We start from the raw sequence: 17944 nt of genomic DNA on the forward strand, positions 1-17944 counted from the left end.
TTAAAGGCCCTTGAGCGTTTCTGCGCCGGCAACGAGAGATTTGGCAAAATGGCCACGACCATGGGTGTTGCCCTGCGGCTCAAATCCGTAGGCATCAAAACAAATGATCAGGCTTGCGATTGTATAGGTGGCGGCACGCGCTTCAGCAGGCGTTCGCGTTCGCATCGAGATCACGATATCATTGGGGGCAATGCGAAAAGTGCCGCCAGCATTGCCGATACGCTCATTGATATCGGCCACATCCGCAGGTGCCAGCGACGCTGGATACAATTCGCCCTCAAGATAGGCGTCCTTGCCATCAACCGTTACTAAGGCGCCATTGGTGACGACCTTTGCGGGCGCAAAGACCGGGAATCGCTTAATCAAAACAGGAAAATGCTGATTTGCGAGACATTTCTCGACAGCTATGGTGGTTGGCCAAGTGTCGTGAGCTAAAATGGCATAAAAATCGATGCTCACCCCACGCTCCCTTCCAAGCTAATCCCCAGCAGCTTCTGCGCTTCCACCGCGAATTCCATCGGCAGTTGCTGCAAGACCTCCTTGGCGAAACCGTTGACGATCAGCGCCACCGCCGCTTCCTGATCCAGCCCGCGCTGCATGGCGTAGAACAGCTGGTCGTCGCTGATCTTGCTGGTGGTGGCCTCATGCTCGATGGTGGCGGTGGGGTTGCGCACCTCGATATAGGGGACGGTATGCGCGCCGCAGGTCTTGCCCAGCAGCAGGCTGTCGCACTGGGTAAAGTTGCGCACGCCATCGGCATTCGCCCCCACGCGGACAAGGCCGCGATAGGTGTTCTGGCTGTGGCCCGCGCTGATACCCTTGCTGATGATGGTGCTGCGCGATCCCTTGCCATTGTGGATCATCTTGGTGCCGGTATCGGCCTGCTGATAATTGTTGGTCACCGCGACCGAGTAGAACTCACCCACCGAGTCCTCGCCATTGAGCACGCAAGAGGGGTACTTCCACGTGATGGCAGAGCCGGTTTCCACCTGCGTCCACGACACCTTCGACCGCTTGCCCTGACACAGCGCCCGCTTGGTCACAAAGTTGTAGATGCCGCCTTTGCCCTGCGCGTCGCCGGGATACCAGTTCTGGACGGTGGAATATTTGATCTCGGCATCGTCCAGCGCGACCAGTTCGACCACGGCGGCGTGCAATTGGTTCTCGTCGCGCTGCGGGGCGGTGCAGCCCTCCAGGTACGAGACATAGGCGCCCTTGTCACAGACGATCAGCGTGCGTTCGAACTGGCCGGTGTTCTCGGCATTGATGCGGAAATAGGTGCTCAGCTCCATCGGGCAGCGCACGCCTTCGGGCACGTAAACGAACGTTCCGTCCGAAAACACCGCGCAATTCAACGCCGCGAAATAGTTGTCGTGCATTGGCACCACCCGGCCCAGCCAGCGCTTGACCAGATCGGGGTATTCGCGGATCGCCTCGGAGATCGAGCGGAAGATGACGCCTGCCGCCTCCAGCTCCTTGCGGAAGGTGGTGGCGACCGAAACCGAGTCGAATACCGCGTCCACGGCCACCTTGCGCGCGCCCTCGACACCGGCCAGCACTGCCTGTTCCGACAGCGGGATGCCCAGCTTCTCGTACACGCGCAGGATTTCGGGATCGACCTCGTCGAGGCTCTTGGGCCCGTCCTTCTTCTTGGGCGCGGCCCAGTAATAGGCTTCCTGATAGTCGATCGGCGGCACGTTCAGCTTGGCCCAGTCGGGCATGGGCATGGTCAGCCAGTGGCGATAGGCCTTCAGCCGCCATTCCAGCATCCATTCCGGCTCGTCCTTCTTGGCGCTGATGAACCGGACGGTATCCTCGGACAGGCCCTTGGGGCCATATTCCTGCTCGATATCGGCCACCCAGCCATGCTCGTATTCCGCCACCTTTGCGGCGGCGTCACGGGCGGCCTGATCCTTGATCTCGATATCGTCGCTCATTGCATTGCTTCCATCATCTCGTCACCGCCCGCGCTTAACGGCAGGGCAGGGGTCGCCGGGCGACCATTGGCGGCCAGCGCGCTCAGGCTGACCTCGGCCAGCGCCTTGCGCAGCGCCTCATTCACCATCGGCCAGTGCGACCGCATCGAACAGCACGCGCCCAGCGCGCAATCATCGCCCGATTTGTCGCTACAGGTGGTCAGCGCGATTGGCCCCTCCACCGCCTCGACAATGTCAGCCAGGCTGATCGCGGCGGCCGGGCGCGCCAGCCGCAATCCACCACCAATGCCGCGCGCGCTGTGCAACAGCCCCGCGCCCACCAGCCGGCTGACCAGCTTTTGCACGGTGGGCGTGGGCAGCCCGGTCTCACGCGCCAACAGTCCCGCGTTCAACGTCAACCGCCGCCCTTCCAGCGCATAGTTGGGCGTGCCCCCGCAATGGCTTGCGGCGGCGATCATCGTGACGACGGCGTAATCGGCCATACTCGACAATCGCAAGGCGGGCGGCTCCCAAAAGGATCAGCGGTGGGAAAAACGGGGTTGGCGACAAATCAGATCAATTTCTTCTGATTTGGCCCTCTAGGCTGATTGCGCAAGAATGGCAATCGCCTGACAGGGCAAAAGCACGCCTGTTGGGGGGGCGAAAACCGACCGGCGGCGCGGGCGTTAAAAAAGGCGGTGCCCCATTGGGAGGGCACCGCCTGAGTTTCCAGAACTCTTAGACATCAGCCTAGAGCCCTTCGGGTCGCAGGGATCTCTTACGCAGCAAGGCGGCATAAAAATTGTAGAGATTCGCCACCGCGGCGCAGCAAAAGACGCTTTTCGCGGGAAAATGCGTAACTTTGGGCACGGGTGGGACAAGTGTCGTAAAGCCATGTTGCCATGCAGAACGATTGCATAACCGCGGGACCTGACCGTCGCGTCCGGCCTGGGCGAATCACTGCGGCAAAGGTCGACATTGCCGGGCCGATGCCATAGGCGGATCGCCATGCTGTACGACCTGATCAAGCCGTTCCTGTATCGATTCGACGCCGAAACCGCCCATGGGCTGGCGATCGCCGGGCTAAAGCTGTGGGGTGGGGCCGCGCCTGCCGTGCCCGCAACCGGGCGGTTGGTGTCCACCGTGGCGGGGATCACCTTTGCCAATCCGGTGGGCATGGCCGCCGGCTTTGACAAGGATGGCGAGGTGCCTGACGCGCTGCTCGGCCTTGGCTTTGGCTTTGCCGAGGTGGGGACGATCACCCCCTTGCCACAGGCGGGCAACCCGAAACCGCGCCTGTTCCGTCTGGTAGAGGACCGCGCGGTGATCAACCGCATGGGGTTCAACAATGGCGGTTTGCAGGCGGCGCATATGCGGCTGGCGGCGCGGGCGCGGCGTGGCGTTGTGGGCATCAACGTTGGTGCGAACAAGGAAACCGCCGACCGCGTGGGGGATTACGTCACCGGCATCGCCACGATGAAGGGGCTGGCCGACTATATCACCATCAACATCTCGTCCCCCAATACGCCGGGCCTGCGCGACCTTCAGGGCGATGCCGAGTTGGAGGCATTGTTGAGCGCCGTGGCCGCCGCGCGTGCGGCGGGCGATCCACCGATCTTCCTCAAGGTCGCGCCCGATCTGGATGACGAGGCCCCCGCCCGCATCGTGGCCGCCGTGCGCCGCCACGGGATCGATGGCATCATCGTCAGCAACACCACCATCAGCCGCCCGCCGCTGGCCAGTGCGCATGGCGGGGAAACCGGCGGGCTGTCGGGGGCGCCTTTGCGCGATCTGGCACAGCGGCGCATCGGTGATTTCTATCGCGAGACGCGCGGTGACATCCCGCTGATCGGGGTGGGCGGGATTGCCAATGCCGATGATGCCTATGCCCGCATCCGCGCCGGCGCCAATCTGGTGCAGGTCTATTCGGCCATGGTGTACGAAGGCCCCGGCATCGCCCGCGCCATCGCCGATGGGCTGGACGCATTGCTGGCGCGCGATGGTTTTGCCCAAGTGGCCGATGCGGTGGGCGTGGACGCGTAAAGATGTCGGCGCTTGCCGCGCTGGCCGGGCGGGCCTAAACTGGCGCTCTGGGGGGAGCCGGGCGGCAGACATGACCGTCGCAACGGCTGACCGGGGGCAGGGGACAACGGCGTGCAGCTTTCTGATTTCGACACTTGTGCAAACCTGATCGACCTGTTCCTGGCCCGCGCCGATGAACGCGGCGATGTGCCGTTTTTGTGGGCCAAGCAGGACGGGGCGTGGGAATCGCAAAGTTGGTCGCAGGTGGCGGCGCGGGTATGCCTGTTGGCGCAATCGCTGGTGCGGCTGGGCTTTGCGCCGGGCGACCGGATCCTGCTGGTATCGGAAAACCGCCCCGAATGGCTGATTGCCGATATGGCGATCATGGCGGCGGGCTGTGTCACGGTGCCGGCCTATACCACCAACACCGAACGCGATCACACCCATGTGCTGGAGAATTCCGGCGCGCGCGGGGTGATCGTCTCCAATGCCAAATTGGCCAAGCCATTGCTGCCTGCGGTGATCCGATCGGGCGTGGCGGCGCATGTCATCGGCATCGAACCGCTGGGCATGGCGCAGGCGGGCGCGGTGGAATATCACGATTGGGATGACCTGCTGACCGGCGATCCGGTGGCGGCTCGTGCGGCGGTGGATGCGCGCCGGGCGGGCATCGGGCGGGGCGATACGGCCTGCATCATTTATACCAGCGGCACGGGCGGCGCGCCGCGCGGCGTGATGCAACACCATGGCGCGCTGTTGCACAATGTGGGTGGCGCGGCGCATGTCGTGGTCGAGGATTTCGGCTGGGGCGAGGAGGTGTTTCTCTCGTTCCTGCCGCTGTCCCACGCCTATGAGCATACGGCGGGCCAGTTCCTGCCGATCGGCATGGGCGCGCAGATCTATTACGCCGAAGGTCTGGACAAACTGGCCGGCAATATCGAGGACACGCGCCCGACGATCATGGTCGTCGTCCCCCGCCTGTTCGAGGTTTTGCGCAGCCGGATCATCAAGCAGATCGAGAAACAGGGCGGCGCGGCTGTCTGGATGATGGAACAGGCCATCGCGCTGGAGGGGCGGCGGATGGCGGGCGGCCTGCGCTTGCTGGACTATCCGCTGGACCTGTTGCTGGAAAAACTGTTGCGACCCAAGATCCGCGCCCGTTTCGGCGGTCGGGTCAAGGCGCTGGTGTCGGGTGGGGCGCCGCTGACGCCGGACGTTGGGCTGTTCTTTCAGGCGATGGGACTGACGCTGTTGCAGGGCTATGGCCAGACCGAATGCGCGCCGATCGCCTGCGTCAACCGGCCCAGCGCCGGCGTGCGGATGGAAACGGTTGGCCCGCCGATGCGTCACGTCGATCTGAAAATTGCCGAGGATGGCGAGATCCTGATCGCGGGCGAATTGGTGATGCACGGCTATTGGCGCAACGAGGCCGAGACGGCCAAGGTGCTGATCCCCGATGCGGGTGGCAGGGTGTGGCTGTATACCGGAGACATCGGCCATCTGGACGCTGTGGGCCGCTTGCTGATTACCGACCGCAAGAAGGACATGATCGTCAACGACAAGGGCGACAATATCTCGCCCCAGAAGGTTGAGGGGATGCTGACGCTGCAACCCGAGATCGCGCAGGCGATGGTGATGGGCGATCGGCGGCCCTATGTCGTGGGGCTGATCGTGCCGGACGCCGAATGGATGCGCGATTGGGCGCGGGCGCAGGGCGTGTCGGGCGAATGGGCCGATCTTTGCGCGCTGCCCGCGTTTCGCGCGGCGGTGCGCGCGGCAGTGGACCGGGTGAACGTCGATCTTTCCGTGATCGAGAAGGTGCGCCAGTTCGCCTTTGCCGACGAGGCGTTCAGCATCGACAATGCCGAAATGACCCCCAGCCTGAAGATCCGCCGCCACAAGCTGAAAGAGCGCTATGGCGAGCGTCTGGACGCGCTGTACCGGGGATAGGGCGCTGTACGGCGGGTGAACGCCGGGGGCGGATTGCGTTCATGGATGTGTGTTTACGATGCGGGGGCGCAGGCCTCTGCATCAAAAAAGACGCATGTTTGACACAAATCAATTGCGAACAGTTCTCATTAGCGTTAGCAGGACCTCATCGATCACGAATCAAGGGGCCTCCCATGCGCGTCTCGTTTGCCAAGCTTACCGCTGCCACTGTCCTTGCTCTGGGTGTGGCCAGCCCTGCTTTGGCGCAGGCCGCGGCCCCCGTTGTTCCGGCCAAATTGTCGGTCGCCGAAATGTTCCTGAACGCCGATTGGGTGGTCAAGGTGGTGATGGCCGGGCTGGGCGCGGCATCGGTGGCCACATGGACAGTGTTCGGGGCCAAGCGCCGCGAACTGGCCCGCGCCGCCGCGCAATATACCGCGCTGCGCGACACGCTGGCACAGGCGCGCGGGCTGGAGACGGTGCGCGGCCATGCAGAACTGGCCTCGCCGTTGCTGGATGCGGCGCTGACCGAACTGCGCCTGTCCAGCGATGCGCTGCACGACACCGATGGCGTCAAGGAACGCATCGCCACCCGCTTTTCCCGCATCGAGGCAGAGACCGCCCGCAACCTGACCAAGGGCGTCAACCTGCTGGCCACGATCGGCGCGACCGCCCCGTTTGTCGGGCTGTTCGGCACGGTGTGGGGCATCATGAACGCCTTTGTCGGCATCGCGGAAAAGCAGACGACCAATCTGGCCGTTGTCGCCCCCGGCATTGCCGAGGCGCTGCTGGCCACGGCTGTCGGTCTGATCGCGGCGATCCCGGCGGTGGTGATCTACAACCACTTTTCGCGCAAGGTGGCGCATGTCCGCGCGCTGTTGGGCGATGTGGCGGCCAATGTGATGAATCTGGTCTCGCGCGATTTGTCGCGTGGCGCGGCGGGCAATGCCGCCCGTCTGGTCCAGGTGGCCGAGTAATCCGCCATGGCCTTTCGTTTCAACGCCAGCGATGACGGCGATCTGCCGGTCAATCACGACATCAACGTCACGCCCTTTATCGACGTCATGCTGGTGTTGCTGATCATCTTCATGGTGGCCGCGCCTTTGGCGACGGTCGACATCAAGGTTGACCTGCCGGTGGCCAATGCCCAACCCGCGCCCCGCCCGGACAAGCCGGTGTACCTGACCATCCGCGAGGATGGTTCGACGCTGGTGAACGAGCAGGTGGTGCCAGTGGCGGCGATTGGCGCGCAGGTGCGTCAGGTGACCGGATTGTCCAGCCCCGATGGTCAGCGCGTGTTCCTGCGCGCCGACCGCAAGGTGCCGTATGAAAAGATCATCGAGGCGATGAATGCCTTGCGCGCTGCGGGCTATTTGCAGATCGCGCTGGTGGGCCTTGAAGGCGGGGCGGCACAGTGAGCGCAGCGCTGGCCTCTGATCCGGTGCCAACCCGCTGGGGCGGCGCGCTGGGCATGGCGGCGGCGGGCCATGCGGTGGCTTTGGCGGGGGTGTTGTGGCTGGGCTATCACGCCGCGCCCAAGCCCGAGGAGCCGGCCATCCTGGTCGAGCTGCCGCCGTTGCCGCCCGCCATGGCGCAGGCCGTGGCACAGGCGCAGGCCGTTGCCCCGCAGACGCCGCCCGATCAGCCCGAGTCCACCCCGGTCGAGGCACCGCGCATCGCCATGCCTTTGCCGGCCGATGCCGTGACCGTCCCGCCCAAGGTCGCGCCCCAGCCGCAGGTGCAGCCCGCGCCCCAGCCCGCCCCGGTGGCGCAACCCGCGCCTGCCCCCGCGCCCGTGCCCGCCCCTCCGGCGCCGCCCGCCGTGGCGCAGGCCAGTGTGCCTTCGCCCTCGATCGGGGATGATCCGCGGGCGCAAAAGGCGCAGGCCAATTATTACCAGCAACTGATGGCCTATCTGGCTCGGCGCAAGGACTACCCCGCTGAAGCGCGTCAGGCACGTCAGCAGGGCGTGGTCACAGTGCGTTTCACCATCGACCAGAATGGCAATATTTCGGGCGAAACGATCAAGCGCGGCAGTGGTTTTGCCGTGCTGGATAGCGCGACTTTGGCGCTGCTGCGCCGGGTCTCGCCGGTTCCGCCGATCCCCCGCGACATGCGGCGCGACAGCATCACGCTGTCTTTGCCGATCGAATATTCTCTCACCTCCAAATAAGAATGCCTGTGGAAACAGGTGTTTGCTTTAACAGGGAATTGCTAATGCGAACCAATCGCGGCATCATCCGCCCCGCCAGCCTGCGTCAGCGCAGCGCTGCTCTTGCCGCCGGCCTGAGCGCGGCCGCTGCCATCGCCACCCCCGCCATTGCCCAGACTGCCGCTCAGCCCGCCCCCGCTGACGAGCAGGAAGTGCAGCTGGACACGCTGAAGATTCAGGGTCGCACGGCTGACGTGAACCCCTATGCGCAGGAAGGCGCGCCGTACAAGGCCCGCGTGTCGGGCGACAGCCGCCGCACCCGCCCCCTGGCTGAAACGCCGCAGACCATCACCGTCATCACCGAAACCCAGATCAAGGAATCGGGCCGCACCGATCTGCGCTCGATCCTGGCGTTGCAGCCGGGCGTGACCGTGGGCACGGGCGAAAACGGCAACAAGTTTGGCGACCGCTATGTCCTGCGCGGGCAGGAACTGAAGAGCGACGTGTTTGTCGACGGCCTGCGCGATCCGGGCATGACCATCCGCGAAAGCTTCAACGTCGAGCAGGTGGAACTGACCAAGGGGCCCTCCTCGACCTTTGCAGGTCGTGGGTCGTCGGGCGGCGCGGTCAACGCAATCACCAAACAGGCCAGCACAGAATACAACTTCGTCAACGCCGATGTCACCGGCGGCACGGACGAATATGCCCGCCTGACCACCGATGCCAATATCAAGCTGTCCGACAGCTTTGCCCTGCGCGGCAACGTGCTCTACAGCCGCGAGGACGTGCCCGAGCGCAGCCCGGCCAACCGCAAGCGTTTTGGCACCTCGCTCTCGGCGCTGATGAAGCCGGCGCATAATTTCAGCATGACGGTCGATTATTACCACCTGACCGCCAATGACTACCCCGATCTGGGCACCTATTTCAGCGCGGCCGGTGGCACCCCGGTCAAGAATGTGCCGGTCTATACCCAGCAGGGCGATTTCGTCCGCTCATCGGTCAACACGCTGACGGCCAAGATCAAGTGGAACATCGCCGACGGCTTCCGTCTGGAAAACGCGGCGCGCTATGGCACGGCGCACAACGGCTTCGTCAACACTGGCGCGCGTCTGGCCACCCGTTCGGCCTCTGACCCCACGGCGCCGGGGGCGGTCGATACGGTGCTGGACACCGGCCATCAGGGCTGGCAGCGGATCGAATATCTGGTTGATCAGCTGAACCTGTTTGCCGATGCCAAGCTGCTGGGGATGAAGCACAGCTTTCTGATCGGCGGCGAACTTTCGCACAACAAGGTACTGAACGGCACCTATACGCTCACCCGTTCGGGTGCGTATAACTGCGCCACCGGCACCTCCACGACGCTGAACGCGTGGTGCGTGGGCAATGGCGTTGCCAACATCGATACCGTGCAGGGCAAGTCCTATGTGCAGGGCGCATGGAACGTCGACTGGCAGGTGGACACGCGCTCGGTCTATCTGATGGACACGGTGGACCTGACCAAGTGGCTGACGCTGTTTGGCGGCGCGCGTCTGGACAATTACGATTACAAGCTGGTGACGCAAAGCGGCACGACCCAGACGCCCTACAGCTATTCGGGCAATCTGTGGAACTTCCACGGAGGCCTGTCGGTCAAGCCGGTGCATGACGGCCAGTTCTATTTCAGCTTTGGCACCGCGACCAACATCAATGGCGGTGAATCGGATGTGGGCACCAGCTGTGGCTATGGCGGGTTCTGCACCGTGTCGGGCACCAATTATTACGGCAGCCCGGTCAAGACGACCAATTTTGAAATCGGCACCAAGTGGGAAATCTTCAAGCATACGCTGATGCTGACGGCGGCCGCGTTCAAGCTGTACAAGGATGGCGTGTTCCAGACCGCGACGGGTGACAGCTATTCGACCTCGGGCACGCTGAACACCGGGCGGTACAAGGTTGAAGGCATCGAACTGGGCGCGGTGGGCAACATCACCCCCCGCCTGTCGACCCAGATCGGCATGAGTTTCCTGCGCAGCCGCGTGCTGGCCTCGACCACGGCGGCCGAGGTGGGCAAGAAGCTGTCGAACTTTGCCAATGTGCAGATCAACGCGCAGCTGAAGTACCAGCTGACCGACAAGCTGGGCATTGGCGGCAACGTCAACCACCGTTCCAGCATGGCGGCAGGTCAGCCCGACACGGCGGCGGTCTATTCGACCACGCTTGGCACCTACAGCTATCAGTTGCCCGCCTATACCACCTTTGACGCCTTCGCCACGTACAAGGTCAACAGCCATTTCGAGGCGCGGGTGAACGTCCAGAATGTCGGCAACACCGACTATTATCTGGCGGCCTATCGCAGCGGCACCTTTGTCTATATCGGTGACAAGCGCCGCGTGACCTTTACCCTGTCGGGCAAGTTCTGAGCCTGATGGGCGGGCCGGGCGATCCCGGCCCAAGGAAAGACTGACATGACCCAATCCCCCGTCCTGCCCGGCCACATGCTATGCCTTGACGATTATGCGCAAGGGGCAAAAAGCCGGGTAGAGGCGGGGGTTTGGGCATGGTTGGAGGGTGGCAGCGGTGACCTGAGCGCCCGCAAGCGCGAGGCCGAGGCACTGGCCGCCCACGCAATCGTGCCGCGCGTGCTGGCTGATGCGGCGGGCGGATCAACGCGGCTGCGGCTGTTGGGCCATGATCTGGCGCATCCGGTGATTCTGGCCCCGGTGGGCTATCACGCGCTGGTCCATCCACAGGGCGAACTGGCCACGGCGGCAGGCGCGCTGGATACGGTGCTGACGGTGTCCACCATGGCCTCCCGCCCGGTCGAGGATATCGCCCACGTGGCCGAAGGGCCTGTGTGGTTTCAATTATACACCCAACCTTCGCGCGGGGACACGCTGGCCCTGATCCGCCGGGCAGAGGCGGCCGGCTGCGGCGCGCTGATGGTGACGCTTGACACGCCGGTACAGCCGGCGGGCCTGTCGGCGATGCGCGCGGGCTTTGCCATGCCGCAGGGCGTGCGGGCGGTGCATCTGGACGGCATCACCGCGCCAGCGCCGGTGGCGGGGCATTGGTACAATCCGGTGCTCAACCCCCTGACCGCCGCCGCGCCGACATGGGATGACGCCCGCTGGCTGCGCGAAGTGACCGACCTGCCGCTGATCGCCAAGGGCGTGGCCCATCCCGATGATGCAAGGCGGCTGATCGACCTGGGCTGGGACGCGGTGGCGCTGTCCACCCATGGCGGGCGGGCACTGGCGGCGGTGGCCGCGCCCTTGCGCCTGTTGCCCGCGATGCGTGCCGCGCTGGGGCCGGACGTGCCGATCCTGCTGGACGGTGCCATCCGCACCGGGGCCGATGTGTTTTGCGCGCTGGCGCTGGGCGCCAATGCGGTAATGATTGGCCGCCCGCAGCTGCATGCGCTGGCGGTGGGGGGATCGCTGGGCGTGGCCCATATGTTGAAATTGCTGCGCGAGGAGCTGGAGCTGACCATGGTGCTGGCCGGATGCCCGACCATCGCCAGCATCACGCCCGCCGCGCTGATGCCTGTGTGAAAGGGCGACCATGCTGATCGTGATCGAAAACCTCTTTACCCCCGACGAAGTGGCCGAAATGCGCGAAGCGCTGCTGTCGGCCGCGTGGGAGGATGGCGCGCGCACGGCGGGGAGCCGCTCGATCGCGGTGAAACAGAACCTGCAAATGCCCGAGGACGCGCCCATCGCCATCGATCTGGGCAACCGCATCCTGCGCCGCATTGGCGGGCATCCGCAATTCATCTCGGCCGCGCTGGCCGAGAAGATCTATCCGCCCAAGTTCAACCTGTATCAGGACGGCGGCCATTATGGCGTGCATGTCGATGCGGCGGTGATGCGGGTGCCGGGGGCGGATGTGACGTTGCGCACCGATCTGTCGGCCACGCTGTTCCTGAACGATCCTGACGACTATGACGGCGGCGAATTGACCATCGAGGGCCCGTTTGGCGCGCAGGCGGTGAAATTGCCTGCGGGCGACATGGTGCTCTATCCCTCGACCAGCCTGCATCAGGTGACGCCGGTGACGCGCGGGCGGCGGATCGCCTCGTTCTTTTGGCTGCAAAGTCTCGTGCCCGACGAGGGCCAGCGCTCGATCCTGTATGATCTGGACCAGTCGATTCAGGCGTTATCGGTGGGCCGGGCGCGCGACGATGCGGATATCGACCGGCTGACCTTTGTCTATCACAACCTGTTGCGGCGCTGGGCGCAGGTCTGATTCACAGCACCCAGCGCCAGACGCCCGCCAGAATGTGGTTGGCATGGATATGGCCATAGGTCGCCGCCAGCCACACCAGCAGCGCAATCCCCCACAGCATGGGCGAGACCTGCGTCAGCCGGGCGAGTTTCAGGCCATAGGTGGTGCGGGCCGCCCACGCCGCCCACGCCTGCCCCATCAGCGCGGCCTTTTTGCGGTCCTGCAACGCCGCGCCCACCAGCGCCAGCACCGCCATCGCGCCCATCAGCACGATCACCCGCGGCGTGGGCGCCACCAGCACATGCGCGGCCGCCCATAACGCGATGCCCCACATCATCGGGTGGCGCGTCACGGCATAGACTCCGGCGGCGCGGGCCTGCGCCACCGTTTCGACCGGCGTATTGGGCAGCGCCGGATTGCCGCGCAGCGACCCCAGCACCAGCGTGATCCCCACCAGCGTCAGCCCGCTGGCCAGCGCCCAGACCGCCGGTCCGGTGCCATCCCACAGCATCGCCCCGCCCGGACCCACCGCGCGGAACGCCACCACCATCGCCCCCATCGCGGCAAAGGCCACCAGCGAATAGAGCCCGGCAAAGCCCTTTTCCCCTAACAGCCCCACCGCGCAGGCACGCAAAGGGTGCGACAGCACGAAATGCCCGCCCACAAAGGCCAGCGCCGCGATGATCAGCCACAGCATGGGTCAGTTCACCCCATGCATCCAGCGGCGCAACCAGCGCGCGCCGATCAGCAACAGCACGCCCACGCCAATCGTGATCAGCCCGAACTTTTCATAGATCGCCAGATAGGTCTCCAGGCTCAGCTTGGGATTGGTCACCTCGCCGCCCACGGTTTCGACGCTGGCCGATTGCGCCAGCAGCCCGGCCAGCGATTGCGCCAGCGAAATCGAGAGGAACCACACGCCCATCATCAGCCCGGTGATCCGCGCGATCGACAGTTTGGTGATCATCGAAAGCCCCACCGGCGAGATGCACAGTTCGGCCGCCGAATGCACCACATACAGCGCCGCCAGCCAGAACAGGCCAACGCGGAACTGGTCATCGGCAAATTGCGCGCCCAGCACCAGAATCAGGAAACCCGCGCCCACGCCAATCAGCGCAATGCCGAATTTCACCGGGATCGAAGGCTCACGCCCGCGCGCCGCCAATGCGCCCCACAGCGCGCTGAGGATCGGGGCCAGAATCACCACCGAGATCGGGTTGAAATTCTGCGTCTGCGGGGCCGACATCTCGAACAGGCCGAACACGCTGCGATCCGTATTGCGGTCGGCAAACAGCGAGAGCGAGGAACCCGCCTGTTCAAACAGAGTCCAGAACAGCACGTTGAACACCACCAACACCATCGCGGCCAGCATCATTTCGAATTCCTGCCGCGATCCGGCGCGCCACGCCCAGACCAAAATGCCCGGAATGGCGATCAGGAAGGTCAGGTTCAGCACCTTGGTCAGCACAGGCAGGGCCATGATCATGCCGATGATGCCTGCGCCGGGCGTGGGGCGCGGGGCGCTCATCAGGTTGGAGAACAGCCAATAGAGCGCCGGAATCGCCAGCAGCGCCAGCACATAGATCACCACGCCACGGTCGCGCGTCTGGCCCAAAGGCGTATCGCCCAGCCCGTTCAGCCGCCCGCCATGGAAGGTCACCAACGCAAACGAGACCAGCATCCCGATGCCTGCAATGCCAAACCCGCCCCACCAGCCGATGTGATCGGCCAGCAGCGCGCACAGGAACTGCCCCAGGATCGAGCCCAGATTGATGCCCATGTAAAAGATGGTGAAACCTGCATCGCGCCGCGAATCGCCCGGCGCATACAGCGCGCCCACCATAGTCGAGATGTTCGGTTTGAAAAAGCCGTTGCCCACCGCGATCGTCGCCAGCGCGGTCAGCAGGATCGCCAGATGCAGCGGGTCCTTGTCGCTGCCTTCCTTCAGCGCGCCCTGAGGCAGGCTGCGCGCCACCGCGCCATCGGCAGAGATCAGGTCGATGCTGCCATCGGCCTGCCCCTTGATCGTCAGCTTTTGCCCATTATCCAGCACATAGCGCGCCTCGTTGGCGGCGCTGGTCGGGCCATCGCGGAAGTTTTCGACGATGATCTCGTGGCGTACCCCGTCATATTCGGCCCAAGCCTTGGACGGCGCGCCGCCAAAGGCCAGCGCGATATAGCCCGCCGCCATCAGCAAGGCGCCAAAGCGCACCGACCGCTTTGCTCCCAGATATTGGTCGGCGATCAACCCGCCCACCAGCGGCGTCAGATAAACCAGCGCCGTATATCCGCCATACAATCCGGCCGAGGCATGATCGCCCAGCACGAAATGCTTGGTCAGATACAGCATCAACAGGGCGCGCATGCCGTAATAGCCAAAGCGTTCCCACATCTCGATGGTGAACAGGCGGGCAAGGGCGGGGGGATGGCCAAACCAGCCCTTTTGGCCGGTGGCGGGTGTCGCGTCGGTTTCAGTCATGGGCGCGCACCATAACGGCATTTTGCGCGAATGGCAGAGGGCATTTGGGGCTTTGTGAACATTGCTGTCAGCAGGCGGGGCTGGCGTTTGTCGCAGCGGCCGCCGCCTTGCGTGCAGCGCTGTATTATGGCACTAAGGCAGCATGTCGACCCCGTCCCGCCCCGTTTACCTGCGCCTGCGTGATCTGATCAGCGCGTCGATCATTGATGGCACCTATGCCGAAGGGGCGCTGTTGCCATCGGTACGCTCGCTGGCGGCCGAACAGGGGGCGAATCCGCTGACCGTGGCCAAGGCTTACCAGCAATTCCAGACCGATGGTTTGGTCGAGGTGCAGCGCGGTGTGGGGATGATGGTCCTGCCCGGTGCCGCTGCCAAGTTGAAAATGGCGGAAAAACGCCGTTTTCTGGCCGAGGAATGGCCTGAAATCTCGGAACGGATTTGCCGCTTGGGCATCACGACCGAGGAACTGCTGGGCGCGGCGGGCGTGGCGGTGCAATAATCGGCCCGGCATTTCTGGCCACCATTGCGCAAAGCCTTGAATTCTGCCAACTTGGCGGAATCACCGATAGAATATTTTCGGGATAGTGGGATAATGGATGCCGGGATCGGTGCGACATGCCGTGTCCCATTGGGGGTGTCAGTATGATTCGATCCGAATTGTTGCAAGCTTTGGCCAAGGCCAACCCTGAATTGCGCGCTGATGACGTGGAAGCGATCGTCGATGTGTTCTTTGACGAGATCGCCCAGCGTCTGACCGATGGTGGCCGTGTTGAATTGCGCGGATTCGGTGCATTTTCAACGCGTGAGCGTGACGCGCGCAAGGGGCGCAATCCCCGCACGGGCGAATCGGTCGATGTTCCGGGCAAACGCGTGCCCTTTTTCAAGCCCGGCAAGGAAATCCGCGCCCGCCTGAACGTCTGACCGGCACAGGCCCAGGGCAATGGCGTGGGCCGGCTGACCGCCGGTCGCGCTGCTGCTGGTGCGAAACGCCGTTCACCCGTGGGCCGTCGATTACGTCTTGGCGGTCTTCCACCCGTTGGTCGCCCGCCGGCCGGCGGCGCATCGCTCGCCGATCCCTTGTCCCATTTTCCTGTCGCCGCGCCTTTGCGTTGCGGTTGCGGCCATGATTCCCCGCTGTGCGCCCTGCGTGCGGCGGGGCTTTGCGTTTTGCCCTGCGCCATGTGGTCGCTGCCGCCCATGCGCGCGTGGCGAGGTGATCTGCCCCCTTGCCGCATCGGGCATGATCTGTCATCGCGGCGCGGCCCATGCGGATGTGGCGGAATGGTAGACGCCGGGGACTTAAAATCCCTTGAGCTTTGCTCGTGCGGGTTCGAGTCCCGCCATCCGCACCATGGGCCTTTTCTCCCTGCCGAATACGCGATTCCGCTTAAGGTCCGCGCCACGTGGCCGAAACGTGCGCGCGTGCATGATTGGCCCGCGCAAACGCCCTGCGTCTGCGGCTTTGCGCGGGTTGCGCAACATCGGGGCACCTCCGGCGGGTCGGGGAAAACACCTATGGCGTTAACCATTGCTTATCCATTTTCCTTCACCTCCCAATAGGACGGCCATCGGGGCCAATCACGTAGGGACTGACCATGGGACAGCGGGGCGAAATGGTTGTGGGTACGCAGGGCGACGGCATGGTGGATGTGGCAATCATCGGGGCCGGCCCGGCAGGCCTGACTTCGGGTTATTTGCTGACCAAGGCGGGCCTGCGGGTGGCGATCATCGAGAAGGATGAGCGCTATGTCGGCGGCATCAGCCGCACGGTCGAGCACGAGGGCTATCGCTTCGACATCGGCGGCCACCGCTTTTTCAGCAAGTCGCAGCAGGTGGTGGACCTGTGGAACGAGATCCTGCCCGATGACTTCATCCAGCGCCCGCGCATGAGCCGGATCTACTACGAATCGAAGTTCTACTCCTATCCGCTGCGCGCCTTCGAGGCGCTGCGCAATCTGGGGATCTGGCGCTCGACCACCTGCATGGTCAGCTATGTCTGGTCGCGGCTGTTCCCGATCAAGGACGTGCGCAGCTTTGAGGACTGGACCTCCAACCAGTTCGGCAAGAAGCTCTATTCGATCTTTTTCAAGACCTATACCGAGAAGGTATGGGGCATGCCCTGCAACGAGATGAGCGCCGATTGGGCCGCGCAGCGGATCAAGGGCCTGTCGCTGTGGGGCGCGGTGGTCGATGGACTCAAGCGCTCGCTGGGGCTGAACAAGCGGCCCAATGACGGCATGGCGACCAAGACGCTGCTGGAAAGCTTCCGCTATCCGCGCCTTGGCCCCGGCATGATGTGGGAAGCCGCCCGCGACAAGATCATCGCCACCGGCAAGGGTGACGTGCTGATGGGCCATGCTTTGAAGCAATTGGCGCAGGACGCGCAGGGCAATTGGCGCATGACTGCCACCCATGCCCAGGGCGAGACGGTGATCACCGCCCGCCATGTCATCTCCAGCGCGCCGATGCGTGAACTGGCCAGCCGGATCCATCCGCTGCCCGACAGCCTGCCGCAGGCGACGGAGCTGAAATATCGCGACTTCCTGACCGTGGCGCTGAAGATCCGCAAGGGCGACCTGTTCCCCGACAACTGGATCTATATCCACGATTCCAAGGTGCAGGTGGGCCGCATCCAGAACTTCCGCAGCTGGTCGCCCGAAATGGTGCCGGATGCCGATGTGGCCTGCGTTGGGCTGGAATATTTCTGTTTCGAAGGCGATGGCTTGTGGTCGCAGCCCGACGATGACCTGATCCATCTGGCCACGCGCGAGATGGTTACGCTGGGCCTGATTCAGCCCCACGAGGTGATCGGCGGCGCGGTGGTGCGTCAGGAAAAGGCCTATCCGGTCTATGACGAGACCTATGCCGCCAATGTCGCGGCGATGCGGGTGGATCTGGAGGCGCGCTTCCCCACGCTGCATCTGGTGGGGCGCAACGGCATGCACCGCTACAACAATCAGGATCACGCGATGATGACCGCCATGCTGACGGTGGAAAACATCAAGGCGGGCGAGCGTCTGTACGACACGTGGTGCGTCAACGAGGACGCCGAATATCACGAAGCCGGTGACGAGGGCGACGAGAAGGTGCTGGCCGCGCGCGAAGCCGCCGCACAGCGCGCCGTCACGCCCGATCAGGCCGCCGCGCTCAATTCGCTGCGCGATGTGCCGACGCGACTGCCGGCTGAAACCGAAACCGCCCAAACCGCTGACCGGGCCGCGGCCTGAGCCTGTCGGGGAGCCA

At 64.2% G+C, this 17944-nt stretch carries 16 protein-coding genes and 1 tRNA gene; 12 read left to right on the forward strand and 5 right to left on the reverse strand.

The features are described 5' to 3' along the window. The 3 genes from GTZ99_RS10625 to GTZ99_RS10635 are packed head-to-tail and all read right to left on the reverse strand — an operon-like array spanning window position 1 to window position 2434. A complete protein-coding gene (locus tag GTZ99_RS10625; protein WP_161718692.1) occupies window positions 1-459 on the reverse strand; it encodes a hypothetical protein in 459 nt (152 codons plus the stop codon). Next, the gene (sufB, locus tag GTZ99_RS10630) at window positions 456-1937 is read right to left on the reverse strand and encodes a Fe-S cluster assembly protein SufB (RefSeq protein ID WP_161718694.1); all 1482 of its coding nucleotides are present in this window, start codon (window positions 1935-1937) and stop codon (window positions 456-458) included. The genes GTZ99_RS10625 and sufB overlap by 4 nt, the downstream gene beginning before the upstream one ends. Further along, window positions 1934-2434, reverse strand: a complete 501-nt coding sequence (locus GTZ99_RS10635) for an RrF2 family transcriptional regulator (protein ID WP_161718696.1) — start codon at window positions 2432-2434, stop codon at window positions 1934-1936. Before GTZ99_RS10635 ends, sufB begins: the two co-directional genes overlap by 4 nt. Before the next feature lie 490 nt (window positions 2435-2924). Between GTZ99_RS10635 and GTZ99_RS10640 the strand changes: the two genes are divergently transcribed. From GTZ99_RS10640 to GTZ99_RS10675, 8 genes are all read left to right on the forward strand, one after another. Further along, a complete protein-coding gene (locus tag GTZ99_RS10640; RefSeq protein WP_161718698.1) occupies window positions 2925-3959 on the forward strand; it encodes a quinone-dependent dihydroorotate dehydrogenase in 1035 nt (344 codons plus the stop codon). Window positions 3960-4070: 111 nt separating this feature from the next. Then, window positions 4071-5888: an AMP-dependent synthetase/ligase gene (locus GTZ99_RS10645; RefSeq protein WP_161718700.1), complete on the forward strand. Its 1818-nt coding sequence runs from the start codon at window positions 4071-4073 to the stop codon at window positions 5886-5888. Between the two features lie 173 nt (window positions 5889-6061). Further along, window positions 6062-6844, forward strand: a complete 783-nt coding sequence (exbB, locus tag GTZ99_RS10650) for a tonB-system energizer ExbB (protein ID WP_201742489.1) — start codon at window positions 6062-6064, stop codon at window positions 6842-6844. 6 nt (window positions 6845-6850) lie between these two features. Continuing rightward, complete coding sequence (gene exbD / locus GTZ99_RS10655; RefSeq protein ID WP_161718704.1) at window positions 6851-7285, forward strand: TonB system transport protein ExbD; 435 nt, start codon at window positions 6851-6853, stop codon at window positions 7283-7285. Next, on the forward strand, window positions 7282-8040 hold the full coding sequence (locus GTZ99_RS17020; protein WP_161718706.1) for an energy transducer TonB: 759 nt from the start codon (window positions 7282-7284) through the stop codon (window positions 8038-8040). The genes exbD and GTZ99_RS17020 overlap by 4 nt, the downstream gene beginning before the upstream one ends. 44 nt (window positions 8041-8084) lie before the next feature. Next, complete coding sequence (locus GTZ99_RS10665) at window positions 8085-10418, forward strand: TonB-dependent receptor (RefSeq protein WP_161718708.1); 2334 nt, start codon at window positions 8085-8087, stop codon at window positions 10416-10418. Window positions 10419-10463: 45 nt separating this feature from the next. Then, window positions 10464-11549, forward strand: coding sequence for an alpha-hydroxy acid oxidase (locus GTZ99_RS10670; protein ID WP_161718710.1), 1086 nt, complete (start codon window positions 10464-10466; stop codon window positions 11547-11549). 10 nt (window positions 11550-11559) lie between these two features. After that, entirely contained in the window at window positions 11560-12243 is a 684-nt protein-coding gene (locus GTZ99_RS10675; protein WP_161718712.1) for a Fe2+-dependent dioxygenase, read from the forward strand. A gap of 1 nt (window position 12244) precedes the next feature. Here GTZ99_RS10675 and GTZ99_RS10680 read toward each other — a convergent pair whose 3' ends face one another. Next, a complete protein-coding gene (locus GTZ99_RS10680) occupies window positions 12245-12919 on the reverse strand; it encodes an NnrU family protein (RefSeq protein ID WP_161718714.1) in 675 nt (224 codons plus the stop codon). A 3-nt stretch (window positions 12920-12922) separates the two neighbouring features. Continuing rightward, window positions 12923-14701, reverse strand: a complete 1779-nt coding sequence (locus GTZ99_RS10685; RefSeq protein ID WP_227711263.1) for a peptide MFS transporter — start codon at window positions 14699-14701, stop codon at window positions 12923-12925. Between the two features lie 142 nt (window positions 14702-14843). Between GTZ99_RS10685 and GTZ99_RS10690 the strand changes: the two genes are divergently transcribed. The 4 genes from GTZ99_RS10690 to GTZ99_RS10705 all read left to right on the forward strand — a co-directional run bounded on the left by GTZ99_RS10690 (window position 14844) and on the right by GTZ99_RS10705 (window position 17928). After that, entirely contained in the window at window positions 14844-15200 is a 357-nt protein-coding gene (locus GTZ99_RS10690) for a GntR family transcriptional regulator (RefSeq protein ID WP_161718718.1), read from the forward strand. 143 nt (window positions 15201-15343) lie between these two features. Then, the gene (locus tag GTZ99_RS10695) at window positions 15344-15622 is read left to right on the forward strand and encodes an integration host factor subunit beta (RefSeq protein ID WP_161718720.1); all 279 of its coding nucleotides are present in this window, start codon (window positions 15344-15346) and stop codon (window positions 15620-15622) included. A gap of 346 nt (window positions 15623-15968) precedes the next feature. After that, window positions 15969-16053, forward strand: a tRNA-Leu gene (locus GTZ99_RS10700). A gap of 243 nt (window positions 16054-16296) precedes the next feature. Then, on the forward strand, window positions 16297-17928 hold the full coding sequence (locus tag GTZ99_RS10705) for an NAD(P)/FAD-dependent oxidoreductase (protein ID WP_227711264.1): 1632 nt from the start codon (window positions 16297-16299) through the stop codon (window positions 17926-17928). The last annotated feature ends 16 nt before the right edge of the window (window positions 17929-17944 follow it).

This window comes from Novosphingobium ovatum (genome assembly GCF_009909235.1).
In the GTDB taxonomy this organism is placed as follows: domain Bacteria; phylum Pseudomonadota; class Alphaproteobacteria; order Sphingomonadales; family Sphingomonadaceae; genus Novosphingobium; species Novosphingobium ovatum.